At 71.5% G+C, this 14,340-nt stretch carries 13 protein-coding genes; 5 read left to right on the top strand and 8 right to left on the bottom strand.

Annotation, left to right across the window (positions count from 1 at the left end; all coding sequences use genetic code 11):
* Positions 1-628: 628 nt before the first annotated feature.
* Together ACZ3I4_RS25645 and fgd are read right to left on the bottom strand one after the other, a co-directional pair.
* Positions 629-1,810: an MFS transporter gene (locus ACZ3I4_RS25645; protein WP_465384553.1), complete on the bottom strand. Its 1,182-nt coding sequence runs from the start codon at positions 1,808-1,810 to the stop codon at positions 629-631.
* Positions 1,807-2,805 carry a glucose-6-phosphate dehydrogenase (coenzyme-F420) gene (fgd, locus tag ACZ3I4_RS25640; protein WP_465384552.1) on the bottom strand — a complete coding sequence of 333 codons (999 nt, stop codon included), beginning with the start codon at positions 2,803-2,805 and terminating at the stop codon, positions 1,807-1,809. Before fgd ends, ACZ3I4_RS25645 begins: the two co-directional genes overlap by 4 nt.
* Before the next feature lie 194 nt (positions 2,806-2,999).
* Between fgd and ACZ3I4_RS25635 the strand changes: the two genes are divergently transcribed.
* Both ACZ3I4_RS25635 and ACZ3I4_RS25630 read left to right on the top strand, forming a co-directional pair.
* Positions 3,000-3,425, top strand: a complete 426-nt coding sequence (locus ACZ3I4_RS25635; protein ID WP_465384551.1) for a hypothetical protein — start codon at positions 3,000-3,002, stop codon at positions 3,423-3,425.
* 23 nt (positions 3,426-3,448) lie between these two features.
* Positions 3,449-4,174, top strand: coding sequence for a hypothetical protein (locus ACZ3I4_RS25630; RefSeq protein WP_465384550.1), 726 nt, complete (start codon positions 3,449-3,451; stop codon positions 4,172-4,174).
* 15 nt (positions 4,175-4,189) lie between these two features.
* Here ACZ3I4_RS25630 and ACZ3I4_RS25625 read toward each other — a convergent pair whose 3' ends face one another.
* Positions 4,190-5,797 carry a methyl-accepting chemotaxis protein gene (locus ACZ3I4_RS25625; RefSeq protein ID WP_465384549.1) on the bottom strand — a complete coding sequence of 536 codons (1,608 nt, stop codon included), beginning with the start codon at positions 5,795-5,797 and terminating at the stop codon, positions 4,190-4,192.
* Positions 5,798-5,990: 193 nt separating this feature from the next.
* On the opposite strand from ACZ3I4_RS25625, the gene ACZ3I4_RS25620 reads away from it, so the two are divergent.
* A complete protein-coding gene (locus ACZ3I4_RS25620) occupies positions 5,991-6,503 on the top strand; it encodes a peptidase M23 (protein ID WP_465384548.1) in 513 nt (170 codons plus the stop codon).
* Positions 6,504-6,525: 22 nt separating this feature from the next.
* Here the strand turns inward: ACZ3I4_RS25620 and ACZ3I4_RS25615 are convergent, their stop codons facing one another.
* A complete protein-coding gene (locus ACZ3I4_RS25615) occupies positions 6,526-7,011 on the bottom strand; it encodes a hypothetical protein (RefSeq protein ID WP_465384547.1) in 486 nt (161 codons plus the stop codon).
* A gap of 157 nt (positions 7,012-7,168) precedes the next feature.
* On the opposite strand from ACZ3I4_RS25615, the gene ACZ3I4_RS25610 reads away from it, so the two are divergent.
* Together ACZ3I4_RS25610 and ACZ3I4_RS25605 are read left to right on the top strand one after the other, a co-directional pair.
* The gene (locus ACZ3I4_RS25610) at positions 7,169-7,834 is read left to right on the top strand and encodes a response regulator transcription factor (RefSeq protein WP_465384546.1); all 666 of its coding nucleotides are present in this window, start codon (positions 7,169-7,171) and stop codon (positions 7,832-7,834) included.
* Positions 7,831-9,207, top strand: a complete 1,377-nt coding sequence (locus tag ACZ3I4_RS25605) for a sensor histidine kinase (RefSeq protein WP_465384545.1) — start codon at positions 7,831-7,833, stop codon at positions 9,205-9,207. Before ACZ3I4_RS25610 ends, ACZ3I4_RS25605 begins: the two co-directional genes overlap by 4 nt.
* Before the next feature lie 18 nt (positions 9,208-9,225).
* On the opposite strand, the gene ACZ3I4_RS25600 is transcribed toward ACZ3I4_RS25605, so the two are convergent.
* From ACZ3I4_RS25600 to ACZ3I4_RS25585, 4 genes are all read right to left on the bottom strand, one after another.
* A complete protein-coding gene (locus ACZ3I4_RS25600) occupies positions 9,226-10,629 on the bottom strand; it encodes an alpha/beta hydrolase family protein (protein ID WP_465384544.1) in 1,404 nt (467 codons plus the stop codon).
* 95 nt (positions 10,630-10,724) lie between these two features.
* Positions 10,725-11,648, bottom strand: a complete 924-nt coding sequence (locus ACZ3I4_RS25595) for a pectate lyase family protein (protein WP_465384543.1) — start codon at positions 11,646-11,648, stop codon at positions 10,725-10,727.
* Positions 11,648-12,631 (bottom strand): pectate lyase family protein, encoded by a 984-nt coding sequence (locus ACZ3I4_RS25590; RefSeq protein ID WP_465384542.1) that lies wholly within the window; start codon positions 12,629-12,631, stop codon positions 11,648-11,650. Before ACZ3I4_RS25590 ends, ACZ3I4_RS25595 begins: the two co-directional genes overlap by 1 nt.
* Complete coding sequence (locus ACZ3I4_RS25585) at positions 12,628-14,187, bottom strand: pectate lyase family protein (RefSeq protein WP_465384541.1); 1,560 nt, start codon at positions 14,185-14,187, stop codon at positions 12,628-12,630. The genes ACZ3I4_RS25590 and ACZ3I4_RS25585 overlap by 4 nt, the downstream gene beginning before the upstream one ends.
* Between the last annotated feature and the right edge of the window lie 153 nt (positions 14,188-14,340).

Genomic DNA, 14,340 nt, shown 5'->3' with positions numbered 1-14,340 from the left:
CACCGATGCCGCGCTCCAACATAGCTCGATATGATCGAATCGTCAGGCGAAGGCCCGTGCACTCTCATCGGCAAAAGAGGGCGCCTGATCATGAGACTTCAGCGAGCAGTCGGCTGGACCCCTGGACAGGGTGCGGTCCCAGCCGAGGATCCTTTGGGACGGTCGTTGAGTTCGGCCGCCATGGCGGTCAGGTTGTCGGCGGTATGCACGCTGAGGTCGCTGCTCTTGGGGAGATACGGGCGAAGCAAATCGTTGATGTTCTCGTCCGAGCCGCGCCGCCATGGGCTGGTTGCGTCGCAGCATGAAATCGGTGTGCTGGGGGCAGCGGTCAACTCAGCATGCCGGCCCAACTCGACGCCGTGATCTCGGGCCAGCGACTGTCACCGCACCGCCGGAGGGGCGGCTACACGGTGATGAGCTGGTCGCGGAAGTGTGCGGCATTGCGGCCTCGCGGCAGGTGCATAAGGACGACGTAGCGAGCGCTGCGCTCGATCAGGGTGGCAATGGCCATCCGGTCGTGGGCACCCATGATCAGGCCGCCAGACCGACGGCCGTTCGGGCCCGGGGTGAACCTCGCAGCCCACCGGCCGGGCGTGGGCGAGTCGAGCTGATCCGGGCACGGGTGAGCTCAGAGTCCGGCCCGGGACCGGCGGGCCGAGGAGCCGGTGGACCGGGCACTCAGGGCGACCAGAACCGGCGGGGCGGCCAAAGCGACCAGCAACGCCAGCAAGGCGGGCAACAGCATTGCCGCCGGCAGGGACGTCGCGGTGGCCAGGGTGCCGATCAAAGCCGGCCCCAGCAAGCCGCCGCCGTAGCTGACGGTGGCCAACGTCGACAGGGTTCGGGCCCGGCCGTGGGAGGCCGCGGCCACGGTGCTCGAGATGATCGGCCACACCAGGGCCATGCCCGCGCCGGCCAGGGACCAGCCGGCCACGGCCAGGGGGATGCCGGAGGTCAGCGGGGTCAGCAGGATCAGGACGTAGCCGGCCGTTGCCACCGCGCCGGCCAGGCGGATGGCCCGGGACGGGCCCAGGGCCGACCGCACCCGGTCACCGACGAGACGGACCACCGTCATCGCGGCGAAAAAGAACGTGTAGAGCAGCGAAGCGGTGGCGGGGTCGGCGCCCAGCACGCGGCGGGCGTGGACACCGGCCCAATCGGCGGCGGCGCCCTCGGTCAGGAAGGCCGCCGCGCCCAGCAGGCCCAGCGCGAGCAGCAGACCTGTCCGGGGCGGCGGGCCACCGGCGGGTTCGGGGCCGGAGGCCGCCGGTGAGCTGGGCACGTGGGCGACGAGCAGCAGGAAGACTGCGGCCAGCGTGATGCCGCCCAGCGCCATCAGCGGGCGTACGTCCATTCCGCTCTTCAAGGCCAGACCGGTCAGCGCTCCCCCGGCCACGGCGCCGAGCGCCCAGATTCCGTGGGCCGTCGCCATGAACGGGCGGGCCTCCCGGCGCTCCACCTCGGAGGCCTGCAAGGTCAGCGCCACGTTGAGGGCGCCCATCGTCAGGCTCAGCACGGCCACGGCCACGATCAAGGCGGCGTACGTGGAAGCGATCGCCGGTCCGGTCAGGGACAGGGCGAAAGCGGGGGCGGCCACCTGCAGGAGGCGGCGTCCGGGATAGCGGTCGGCCAGGCGACCGGCGATCGGCATCATGACGAGAGCGCCGCCGCCCAGCACGAACAGGATGAGGCCGAGCCGGCCGGGGCCCAGGTCGAGGCGGGCGTCGTTGGCCGCCACGGTGGCGCCCCACACGGCGTTGGCCACGCCCGTCACGCCATAGAGGCTGCCCACCAGCCGGCGGATGGTCACGCGCGCGCCCGCAACCGGGGCAGGACCTCGTCGGCGTACAGCTTGAGGAATCGTTCCTGGTCGGGGCCGGGTGCGTGGAAGACCAGGTGTTTGAAGCCCAGGTCGAGGTATTCGGCCACGCGGTCGGCGTGCTCGGCGGGGTCGCTGGACACGATCCAGCGGGTGACGGTCCGCTCGATCGGGAGCGCGTCGGCCCGCCGCTGCATCTCGATCGGGTCCTCGACGCCGGTCTTCTCGTCCGGCGACAGGGCCAGGGCGCCCCACAGGCGGGTGTCCTCGCGGGCCCGGGCCAGGTCTTCGTCGAACGACACCTTCACCTCGATCATCAGGTCCAGGTCTTCGACCGTACGGCCGGCCTTGAAAGCGCCCTCGGCCAGCGCGGGCAGCAGCGTGCCGGTGTAGAGCTCGCGGCCCTTGCCGCTCGTGGTGATGAACCCGTCGGCCACCCGCCCGGCCAGCCTCGTGGCCGACGGCCCGGACGCACCCATGTAGATCGGGACGGGCTCGGCCGGACGGTCGTAGATGGTCGCGTGCTCGGTGCGGTAGAAGCGGCCCTCGAACGTGACGCGCTCCTCCGTCCACAGCCGCCGGATCAGCTCGACCGACTCCTTGAGGCGGGCGAAGCGTTCCCGGCCGTCCGGCCACGGCATGCCGAGCGGCACCTCGTTGAGCGACTCGCCCGAGCCGGCGCCGAGCACGATGCGGCCGGGCGCGAGGCAGCCGAGCGTCGCGAACGCCTGCGCGATCACCGCCGGGTGATAGCGGAACGACGGGGTGAGCACGCTGGTCCCCAGGATCACGCGCTCGGTGCGGGCGGCCATCGCGCCCAGCCACGGCAGCGCCGCGGGAGCATGGCCGCCGTCGTGCCGCCACGGCTGCAGATGATCACTGACGAAGACCGAGTCGAAGCCGAGCTCCTCCGCGAGCAGACCGAGGCGCAGCAGCTCGCGTGGACCGAACTGCTCGGCCGACGCCTTGTACCCGAATCGAATCATGCGGTCGAGATTAGGGAGCGCCGCCGTCGCACGGACCCATCTGTCGTGGACCGCCGGGCACTACGTCACCTAAGTCGGCCGGACCCGCCGGTATGGGTCCATTGCGTGCGTCCGGCCCTCCGTTGTCTCCCGGCAACGTGCCAGCAAGACCCATGATCCCGTACGTTCAGTGACCGCGAGAGGACGGTGGGCTCATGAAGAAACTTGCCTGTGTCATCATTGCCGCCGCCGCGACGGGCGTCATCGCCGTCCCGTCCGCCGCCACCGCCGGCACCCCGCGATGCACCCCGGTCCAGCCGCAGTCGGACTTCTACGCCGGCGGACGTATCGCCTCGAAGCCGATCAACGACAACAACGCGGCCTGCACCACGATCTCGGTGTCGAACGTCCGCGACGTAGCCCGGCCGTCCGACAGATGCCAGACGTTCCTGGTGGCCTTGCTGTCGGCCGACGGACGCGATCCCACCTACACCGAGCCGGTGCAGGCCTGTTCGCCCACACCCCGCACCCGTACGGTCCTCGCCACCGGTGTGCCCGCCGGAACCCGGTTCCGCGTGCTCTACCAGGTGGACTACATCGAGCCGGCTCCGCAGACGGTCCGCTACACCGTCTGGCGCTGACCGGAACCGCAAAGGAGACGAACATGACCGGCCGATCGGTACGCCACCTGTCCTGGATGCTCGTGACTTTGAGCGCGGCCGCCGCCGGCTGCAGCACGACCGCCGGCGCCGGCACGGAACAGGCGGCGCCGGTCGGAGGTTCGCCTTCGCCGGCGCTCAGCTCAGCAACCGCGGCGGCTCCGGCGGCGCGCACGATTCCCGCTACGGCGTTCTTCCCGATGCCCGGGGACATGCGACGCGAACGCCGGAAGGCCGACGGGGCCACCGCGGTGCCGCAGTTGTGCGGCCGGGAGCTGGCGGCCGGCGCCGGCGTGGTGGCCAGCGCGGCCATGATGAACCTCTATCAGAGCCCGGACGCCCCGGAGGGCTCGGTCCCCCAGGGCGTCCTCTATCAGACGATCCGCTCGTACGACGACGACGACGGCGCGTCCGGGTTCATGGATCGGGCGCGCGAGGGCCTGGCCGGTTGCCGGTCGTACCGCGACGGCGGGAACACCGTCACGGTGCGGACCAAGCCCCTGCCCCGGACCGCGGACGAGGCACTGACCATCGACCTGGTGCAACCGCAACTCGACCTGCCCGGCGACCCGACCGGCGGCACGCAGACCAACCGTGTGGTGGTCATGCGGTTCGGCACGGTCGTGACGATCCTCTACGACAGCGAGTACGAGCGCAGCAGCAGCGACCCCGGACTCGTCGGCACCTTCACCGAGCAAGCCACGAAGGCCATTCGCGCCTGGCATGACTGAATCGGCAGCAACTCCTCAGTACACGAAGCGCGACACCGCGGTCTGCAGCTCGCTGGACATACGGGCCAGCTCGGCCGCCGACCGTTGCGCGTCACCCACCGACTCGGCCGTGGTGCGGGCGTTCTCGGCGACGCTCGTGATGCCCTGGTTGATCTGGCCGGTCGCGCCGGCCGCCTCGCCCACGTTGCGGTTCATCTCGGCGGTCGTGGCGCTCTGTTCCTCGACCGCCGAGGCGATCGTGGTCGTGTAGTCGCTGATGTGACCGATGATCTCGCTGATCTCCGCGATCGCCGCGACCGACTGGTTGCTGTCGCCCTGGATCGCCTCGACCCGCCGGGCGATGTTCTCGGTGGCCCGCGCGGTCTCCTGGGCCAGATCCTTGACCTCGCCGGCCACGACCGCGAACCCCTTGCCCGTCTCGCCGGCGCGGGCCGCCTCGATCGTGGCGTTGAGCGCCAGCAGGTTGGTCTGCTCCGCGATCGCCGTGATGACCCGGATGACGTCCCCGATCTCCCGGCTGGAATCGCCCAGGGTGGCGATGGTCTGGTTGGCCGACGCGGCGATGCTCACCGCCTTGCCGACCACCTCGGCCGCGTTGTTGGCGCTGCGCGCGATCTCGGCGATCGCCGAGCCCATCTCCTCCGAACCGGCGGCCACGGTGGTGACGCTCGTCGACACCTCCCGCGACGCCTGCGAGACGAGCCGCGCCTGTTCCGAGGCGGTCGCCGCGCCCTCGCTGATCTGATTGGCGATGGCCGACGTCTGCTCGGCCGCCGCGGACAGGCTCGTCGCCGCCGCGCCGACCGAGGCGACCACGTCGCGGGTCTGCTGCTGAGCGATCGCGAGTTTCCCGGCCATCTGACCGACCTCGTCCCGGCCGCGCACGTCCACCTTGGCGGTCAGGTCCCCGGCGGCCATGGCGGTGAGCGACGCCTTGACCTTGTCCAGCCGCCGGACGATGGCCCGGGACACGTACGCCCCGAGCAACCCCGCGGCCAGCAGCCCGGCGATCAGCACGATGATCTGGGTGCGCCGCCCGGACGACGCCGCGTCCCGGCTGCTCGCCGCCCGCTCGGCCGCCTGCGCCAGCTGGGCCTCGTTCTCGGCCTCGACCGCGTCGGCCGCCGCGGTCATCTGCGGCAGGAACGTCTCGCGGTAAGCCGTGGCGAATCCGGCCACGTTGCGCCGGACGGCCAGCGGGATGAGCGTGTTGCGGGCCGTATCCGTCAGGTTCTGGTACGCCTGTTCGAACTCGTCCACGGTCGCCGGATTGACCGCGCCCGGCCGGTACTCGTTCAGCGCCGTTTGAAGCAGCCCGTCACGCTCGGCGATCTGGTCGTCGAGCTTCTCCCGGGTCGCCGACGAGGCCACGCCGTACTCGAGATAGCGGGCCCGGATGGCCTGGAGCTGCCGCGACATGGCGGCCAGCGAGGTCAGCGGCGCGACGTTGTCGCTGTAGAGCGCCTCGTTCTTGCTGTTCAGCTCCGAGATCGTGAGCAGCCCGGTGACTCCCACCAGCACCGCCGCCAGCGCGGCGACCCCGATACCGATCTGAATTTTCGCGCCGACCCGCAGATCGGCGAACCATCCGCCCCGGGACCCCGCTTGACCGTCGTCACCCATGTGGCACCTCTCGCCGACAAAGACCTCTCCTCCCCTTTCGGCCCGGAGTGGAGGGAACTGAGCCGGTTTCTTGCGCACCGCGCCTCGGCCGACCGGTTCGATCTTGCCGACCGGGCGGCGCATGGTCCGGCGATTATGGACCTTGTAGCGTTCGCCGGACCCCCCGAAATCCCCCGGAAGGTACCTCCTCGTCTTGCGTGCGCTATTCGTGGTCGCCGTCGCCGTGCTGGCCGGCTTTCTCATCAGTCCGGCGCTGAAGGCCGATGCCGGGTGCACCGCCACCACCACCGCACCGGTCCGGGACGGCTGGAGCGACGAGCAGCTGGCCAACGCGCGCGTCATCATCGACATCGGCAACGAGCGACGCGTGCCGGACGAGGGCCAGGTGATCGCCGTGGCCACCGCACTTCAGGAGTCCAGCCTGCGTAACCTGAAGGGCGGCGACCGCGACTCCATCGGACTGTTCCAGCAGCGCCCCAGCCAGGGCTGGGGAACGCCCGAGCAGCTGTCCGATCCGGCCTACCAGACGCACAAGTTCTACGACAAGCTGCTCCGCACCGACGGCTGGCAGAAGATGCGGATGACCGAGGCCGCCCAGGCCGTCCAGATCTCGGCGTACCCCGAGGCCTACGCCAAGCGGGTTCCCGCCGCCACCCGCCTCGTCGAGACGCTGAGCCACCCGGACACCTGCACGGCCGCGGTCTGAAAACCGGCCGCCGGGAGGCGCGTCAGGAAGTCGTAGTCGGCGACGGCGCCCCGGCCGGGGGCGGCGGCGCGCCGTCGCGGCCGGGATGTCCGTGCCGGCCGAAGCCCTCACCGGGGCCGCGCCCGCCCTCGGGCCGGTCCGGCGCCAGGGTGACCGACGTGGCGTCGAGCGACACGCCGTCGGCGTTCACCGTGCCCTCGGCGTGCACCCGGACGCCCACCTTGACGTCCGCCGGGACGGTGGCGATGTTGATCTGGCGGGTGAAGCCGTCGCGGTCGACGATCATGAGGTGGCCGCCGTCGATCGACTTGACGGTTCCGCCCAGGTGCGGCCGGTGTTCGCGCGGAGCGGGAGCAGCCTCCGGCGAGGAGGTGGACGGGGCCGGTGCGGGATCGGCGTGGGCCAGACCGGCGACGCCGAGGGCGAGCCCGCCACCGGCGACGACGGCGATCGCGACCCGGCTGAACCGGCCGGCGTGGGTAGCGGAGTCAGGCAGGGGCAGCTTCAACGTCAGCTTCTCCTTGGTCGGGGCGCCGCCCGTGGTCGCGGCGCCTGGTCACCACGCTGACCCGCGGTCCTGAAGGCGAGCTGAAGCGGCCGGCTTCTTCAGCGGTTCTTCAGCTTCGTGACGGCCCGGACACAGCCGGCCGGGTCACAGTGATGCGATGGTCGCCCGGGTGCTGGTGGTGGAGGACGAGGAGGCGATCCGCGATCCGCTCACGGCGGCGTTGCGGGCCGCCGGCCACGAGGTCCGTACGTGTGCCGACGGTGTCGGATTCGAGGAGGTGGTCGACTCGTTCCGGCCCGACCTGGCCCTGCTCGACGTGCATCTGCCGGGCGGACGGGACGGGTTCGAGCTGGCCCGCGCGCTGGGCGGCCGCAGCGACTGCGCCGTGCTGATGGTGACCGCCCGGGACGCCGTCGCCGACCGGCTCACCGGCTTCCAGGCCGGCGCCGACGACTACGTGGTCAAGCCGTTCGCCACCGTCGAGGTGCTGGCCCGGGTCGCGGCCATCCTGCGCCGGCTGGGCCGGGTGCCGTCCACCGTCCAGGTCGGCGATCTGGTCGTCGACGAGGACGCCCGGATCGCCGCCCGGGCCGGTCGGACGCTCGACTTGACCGGCACCGAGTTCAAGTTGCTGGCCTATCTGACCGGGCACCGCGGCCGGATCCTGTCCAAGACGCAGCTGCTGACCCAGGTCTGGGGGTATGACGAGTACGACCCCAACCTGGTCGAGGTGCACGTCAGCGCCCTGCGCCGCAAGCTCGAACAGCACGGGCCGCGCCTGATCCACACCGCCCGCGGCCTCGGGTACGTGTTGCGGCCGTGAGATCGCTGCGGCCCGCGTCGCTGCGGGGACGGGTCACCCTCGGCGTGCTCGTCCTGCTGTCGGTGATTCTGGCCGGGCTGTTCACCGCGGTCGACGTGGCGCTGTCGGCCCGGCTGCACGCCGATGCCCGCACCCGGCTGACCGACCGGATGGCCCTGGCCGAGCAATTGCAGGGCACGCTGAGCCGGCAGCGGCTGGCCGACCGGCTGCGCGGCGACGGCGTGGTGGTCCGGCTGTGCGCGGCCGACGGCTCGGCCTGCGCCACGGCCGCCTCGGACCCGCCGCCGGAGGGGGTGGGACGCCCGCGAGGCGAGCGCCCGCAGCGACCGGGCCCGGCCCGCACCGCCGACGTGCCCGTGGAGTCGGCGGGCAGCGTGATCTTCGTGCGCTCAGTGCTGCCCGGCAACCAGAGCCTGACGCTGAGCCTGGACACCACCCAGATCACCGAGGCGGTCAACCGGCTGATCGTGCTCGAGGTGGCCGGCGGCCTGCTGGCCCTGCTGCTGGCCGGGCTGGCGGCGGCCCGCATCTCGCGTACGGCGCTGCGGCCGCTGGAGGACATGACCGCGGTCGCCCGGCAGATCGCGGCCGGTGACCGGGGGCAGCGGCTCGATGTGCCGCGGTCCGACACCGAGCTGGGCCGGACGGCGGCCGCCTTCGACGCCATGCTCGACGAGCTGGAGGCGGCCGAGGTCCGGATGCGCTCGTTCCTCAGCGACGCGTCGCACGAGCTCCGCACCCCGCTGGCCGGCATGCAGGCCAACGCCGAGCTGATGCTGCGCGAGAACCCCGACCGTGAGCAGCGGGAACGGATCGCGGTGGCGATGGTGCGGGAGTCGCGCCGGGCCGCCCGCCTGGTCGACGACCTGCTCACCATGGCCCGGCTCGGCCAGGGCATGCCGCTGGTGGTCGAGCGGGTCGATCTGCCGACCCTGGCCGAGGCCGAGGTGGACCGGGCCCGATCGTTGTCGACCGGCCTGACGTACGAGGTCGGAGGCGAGGCCGGTCTGCCGGTCGACGGAGACCCGGTGCGGCTGGGCCAGATCATTACGAACCTGCTCGACAACGCCCGCTACGCCACCCCGCCGGGCGGCGTGGTCTCGGTTCGCGTCAGCCGCCACGGATCGCGGGTGCGGCTCGAAGTGGGCGACACCGGGCCGGGGGTGCTCCCGGACGAGCGCGCCCTGATCTTCGAGCGCTTCGGCCGCGGTGACACCTCCCGCTCCCGGCACACCGGCGGCGCCGGCCTGGGCCTGCCCATCGCGCGCGGCCTGGCCCGGGCCCACGGCGGCGACCTGACCCACGTCGGCAACGCGCCCGGCGCCGTCTTCCGCCTCGACCTGCCCGCAGCCGGCCCACGGCCCGGGGCGTGAGGTCCGCCTGACCGTCCCTCAGGGAGCCGGGCACGGCGGCGCGACGAAACCGCGGTGGGCGCCCCGGGTGAAGCGGCAGCCGAACGCCGGGTCGGCCACCGCCCGGCGGTTCAGGATGGCGTCGCCGGCCGGGCGCTTTCCGGTGGCCATCCAGCCCGTCAGGTCGTCGAAGGCCTGGGTCAGTTCGGGCTGCGTGAAGTCGCAGTGGCCGACACCGCGGATGGCCCGGGACACGAACAGCCCGGACCGGCCGTGGCGGGCCGCCCGGGTGGCGTACGCCTGCTCCATCGAGAACGGCACGAACAGGTCGCCGATGGTGTGCAGCGACAGCACCGGCACCCGCGGCTTGCCGTCGACGCGTGGAACGCCGGACAGGCCGGGGTCGGCCGGCGCCGTGCGGCGCACCCGCAGCACGTCCCGGTTGAGGCGCCACTCCGCGGCGGTGGGCCACAGCCGGTCGCTGCTGCGGTAGAGCGTGTGCCAGTTGTCGGCGACGTTGCCGGACGCGATGCCCGCGGTGCCGCCCTGCAGGCCGGGATACAGGCCGAAGAGGAACGGCAGGTCGGCCAGCGGGGGCAGCGAAGGGGCCGCGTTCCAGTACGCGAACGCGCTGTCGAACCCCGGCCGGTCGCCGCCGGTGCGTCGTTCGAGGACCGCCGACCAGGTGCGCCCGGCCGGGGTGGTGGCCGTCGGCAGACCGAGCGCCGGGGCGATCCGGCTCACCTGCTCGCGCCAGCGCTGCTGGTAGCCGGCGTCCGGCGTACGGGGGAACTCGATCTTGACGCCGGTCAGCGCGGCCGCCGTGACGTTCGCGTCGAGGAAGTAGTCGTAGAGCGCGGTGTCGCCGAGCACGCCGCAGTACGGCATCGCGCCGGCGAACGTCCGCGGCTGTTCCTCGATGGCGACCGCGGTGACGTGCCCGCCCATCGACGCCCCCGACATGATCACCGAGCGGGCGGGGGCGCCGGTGACCCGGCGGAAGACGTCGACGAGGGCGAGCGAGTCGCGCACGCCCTGGCCGACGTCGTAGCCGTTGGTCGCATAGCTGGAGGCGGCCCACGCGTAGCCGCGGGCCACGTAGTGCGCACGCAGCGCCGGATCGTCGACGTAGACGGTCGTGCCGGTGCCGCGGTAGCCGTGGGCGTAGACGACCAGGCCGCCGTTCCACGCGTCCGGAACCTCGATGCGGTAGGCCGCGCCGGCCCTGACCCCGACGTGGACCCGCGCGCCCGGCCGGGCGGCGAACGGCGTGCCGTCGAGGTTGCAGCCGGGATCGGCGACGAGATAGCCGGGCTGAGTCGTGCTGGGCACGGGCGCGGCGCAGGCCGGTGCGGCGGCCGACGGTGCGGCCGACGCCGGCGCAGGCGCCACGGCGAAGGGGATGAGCAGGGCCAGAACGACTGCGGCACGACACCGGAGCATGGGCGTTACCTCCCGGTAACATCTCAGACCTCACATCGACCGGTGTCAAGACGCTGCGGCCCGGACCCGCCCGGGTCCGGGCCGCTCTCGCGGAATCAGGCTCTTCCGGCTCCGGCCCCCGCCTGCACCAGCGACGGTACGGAGGCGGCCGGGTCCAGGGTGTAGCTGTAGTACGTTCGCGGCTCGGCGACCGTGCCGCCCGCCTCGCACGGGCCCGAGGCGGTGAACACGTTGGCCCGCTGAACCAGGCGTCCGGGGTCGCTGTCGGCGTAGCCACTGGTCGAGTAGCACGGGTGGGCGACACCGGCGAAGTAGTTGCCTTCGACGACCACCCCGCCGTTCATGGTGGACGCCACCCCGTACAGCTCGTTGCCGTCGAAGTAGTTGTTGTAGACGTGCACCGGCTCACCGAAACGCACCCGTGGGTGACGCTGGCGCGAGCCGTCGAACCAGTTGTGGTGAATGCTGACCTTCAGATGCCCGATGTCGGTGGACGCCGCGCCGTCGGAGTGGCCGATCAGCATGCTCTTGTCGGTGCGCGCGAAGTGGTTCCACGACACGGTGACGTAGTCGGCGCCGCGCACGATGTCGACCGAGCCGTCGACCGGCCGGACGAACGTGTTGTGGTCGATCCAGATGTGGTGCGACTGCTGACCGATATTGATCGCGTCGTCCTCGGCGTCGGCGAAGGTCAGGTTGCGCACGATGACGTGGGACGAGCGGTAGAAGTCGAACCCGCCGCCGGAGATCGTCGGGGCGGAGCCGATGCCGACGATCGTCTTGTTCGGCCGGACCCCCTGTTTGCTGGTGATCCCGATGGTTCCGCTGACCTGGATGATCAGCGGGCCGACGGTGTCGATGGCGTCGAGCAGTTCGTCGGTGGTGTCCACCGTGACGGTCGCCCCACCGGCGCCGCCCGTGGTGCCGGTCGCGAAGCCGTCGGCGGCGGAGGCGGCGACCGGGGCGGCCGGGGCGGCGGACAGGCCGGCCGTGAGGAGGAGCGCGATCAGTGCGTGCATCACAGCCTCCCCACGCCCGCGCCCGCCGTGACCAGCGACGGAACCGACGACGCCGGGTCCAGCGTGTAGCCGTAATAGGTGCCGGGCTCGGTCACCGTGCCGCCCGCCTCGCAGGGGCCGGAGTTGACGAACGCGTTGGCCCGCTGCACCAGCCGGCCCGGATTGCTCTCGGCGTATCCGCCGGTCGAGTGGCACGGGTGGGCGACGTTCTCGAAATAGTTGCCCTCGGCCACCACACCGGCGTTCTCGGTGGAGGCAATCCCGTACAGGCCGACGTTGCGGTAGTAGTTGTTGTAGACGTGCACCGGCTCGCCGAAACGCACCCGTGGATGCCGCTGGTTCGAGCCATCGAAATAGTTGTGGTGATAGGACACCTTGAGATAGCCGACATCGGCGGTATAGGTGTCGGAATGGCCGAGCAGCATCGTCTTGTCGGTGCCGCGGAAATGGTTCCAGGAAACGGTGACGAACGTCGACTTGCGTTTGATGTCGAGGGAGCCGTCGTACGCGGGAAGGAACTCGTTGTGGTCGATCCACACGTGATGGGCGCCGTTGGTGACGCTGACCGAGTCGTCCGAGGCCCCGCTGAACCGCAGATTGCGGATGATCACGTTGTTGCCGGGCCGCGTCGTCGAGCCCAGCTGCAGCCCGCCGCCGGCGATCTCCGCGGTCGCGCCGACGCCGATGATGCTCTTGTTGGCCACCACGGTCACCATGTCGTCCACGCTGACGCGGCCGGAGACCAGGATGGTGTACGGGGTGTTCGCGCCGGCGTACTTGGCGAGGTCGGCCCCGGTGGTCACGGTGACCGCCGGGCCGGCCGCCCCACCGGTCGTGCCGCCGGACACGGAGGCGAATCCGTCCGCCGCCGGCGCCGCCCGGAGGACCGGCTCGGCGGTCCTCGACTTCGTCAGCCCGGCGCCGGCCGAGGTCGCCAGCACGAGCGCCGCCACGCCCGCGGTCAGCACCGCCCGGCGCCTCATCGGAGCACTCCCGCGCCCGCGGTGACGATCGCCTTCACCGAGTTCGGATCGTCCAGGGTGTACGGGTAGAACGCCGACGGCTCCTGCACGCTGCCGCTGCAGTCGGGCGCCCCCGACTCCCCCACGAAGACGTTGTTGCGGGCCACGCAGCGGCCGGCCGGTCCGGCGTACGTGTTGGTGACCGGTTCCTCGACGTTCTCGAAGTAGTTGCCCTCGACCATGCAGCCGGCGTTGTTCTGGCAGGCCACGCCGGTGTCGGTGTTGTAGAAGTAGTAGTTGTTGAAGACGTGGACGGGGTCACCGAAGCGGACCCGCGGGTTGCGCTGCGGGGTCGCGTCGAACCAGTTGTGGTGGTAGGTCACCCGCAGCCGCCCGGTGTCCTGGGCGCCGTTGCCGTCGTCGTGGCCGAGCAACATGTTCTTGGTGTGGTGGTGGGTGTGGTTCCACGACACCGTCACCAGGGACGAGCCGCGCTTGATGTCGATCAGCCCGTCGTAGCCCTGGGCAAGGTCGTTGTGGTCGATCCAGACGTGGTGCGAGAACATCTGCACGTTTATCGAGTCGTCCGAGGCCTTACGGAACGTCAGGTTCTGGATGATCACGTTGTGCACCGCGTTCGCGGGGGCGGTGGTGACCTCCGAGACCGGCAGGCCGATGTTGAAGCCGCCGCCGGTGACCCCCGCGGTCGTGCCCACTCCGACGATCGACTTGTCGCTGGTCACGTCGTACATGCCGGCGGGCAGGGTGATCGTGCCGCTGACGCAGACGGTGAGCGGGCCGGTCGTGGCGATCGCGCCGAGCAGTTCCGCGGCCGTGTCGACGGCCACCGTGGGTCCGCCCGCACCACCCGTCGTGCCCTGCGCGAACCCGATCGGCGAGCCGGTGACCCGGCACGTGCCCGGGGGCGGCGGCGACGTGGGAGGCGGGGTCGTCGGGTCGGTCCCGGGCCCGGAGGTGTCCACCACGACGTCGTCAAAGGAGGCGCTGGCGTACGAGGCGATCAGCCCGACCCGGCCGGTGGCCAGGGCGGAGTCGGTGGCCTGGACGACCGCGGCGCCGTCGACCGACCCGGTCAGCGCGGAACCCCGCACGGTGAGCGCGAGGGTGCGCCAGGTGCCGGTCGTGCCGCCGGTCGCCGCCGTGCCGAGCACGGTGGCCGTGCCGCCGGAGACCCGCTGCAGCTGTACCGCGCCGCCGCCGGTCAGGACGAGCGCGTAGTACTCGCTGGAGGAGCGGACCCGGGCCGCCACCCCGGTGGTGCGGCCGGTGGCGCCGAACGCGATCGGCTTGACCCGGGCGCTCACCGTGTAGTCGGTCCACGACGTGCTGCCGGCCAGCACGCGGGCGTTGGCGCTGGTGCTGGTCTGCCGGAAAGCGGGTGAGCCGTCGGTGACCACCGACCACGAGCCGCCGGAGCGGCTCCAGCCGTTGGCGTCGCCGTCGTCGAAGTTGTCGCTGAAAAGCGTGTCGGCGTAGGCGGGCGCGGTCACGACCGCGCTCACCACAATGGCGGAGAAGGCCGCCGCGGCCATGGTGATCCATCTAATTCTGGTCATGGTTCATTCCTTCATCGGGGAGCGCGGGGACAGCGGGGATCGCGATTCCAGGACGCCGGCGGATATCCGAAACATCGGCGAAACCTATTACCGAAGATAAGGAAAGAAATAAGCGACGGTCAATGGATTCCATTTGCAGGTATGTTGCAGCCG

Source organism: Actinoplanes sp. NPDC021490 (assembly GCF_055562135.1).
The sequence above is the reverse complement of the archived record's forward strand: the minus strand, read 5'-3'. Positions and strand labels throughout refer to the sequence as shown.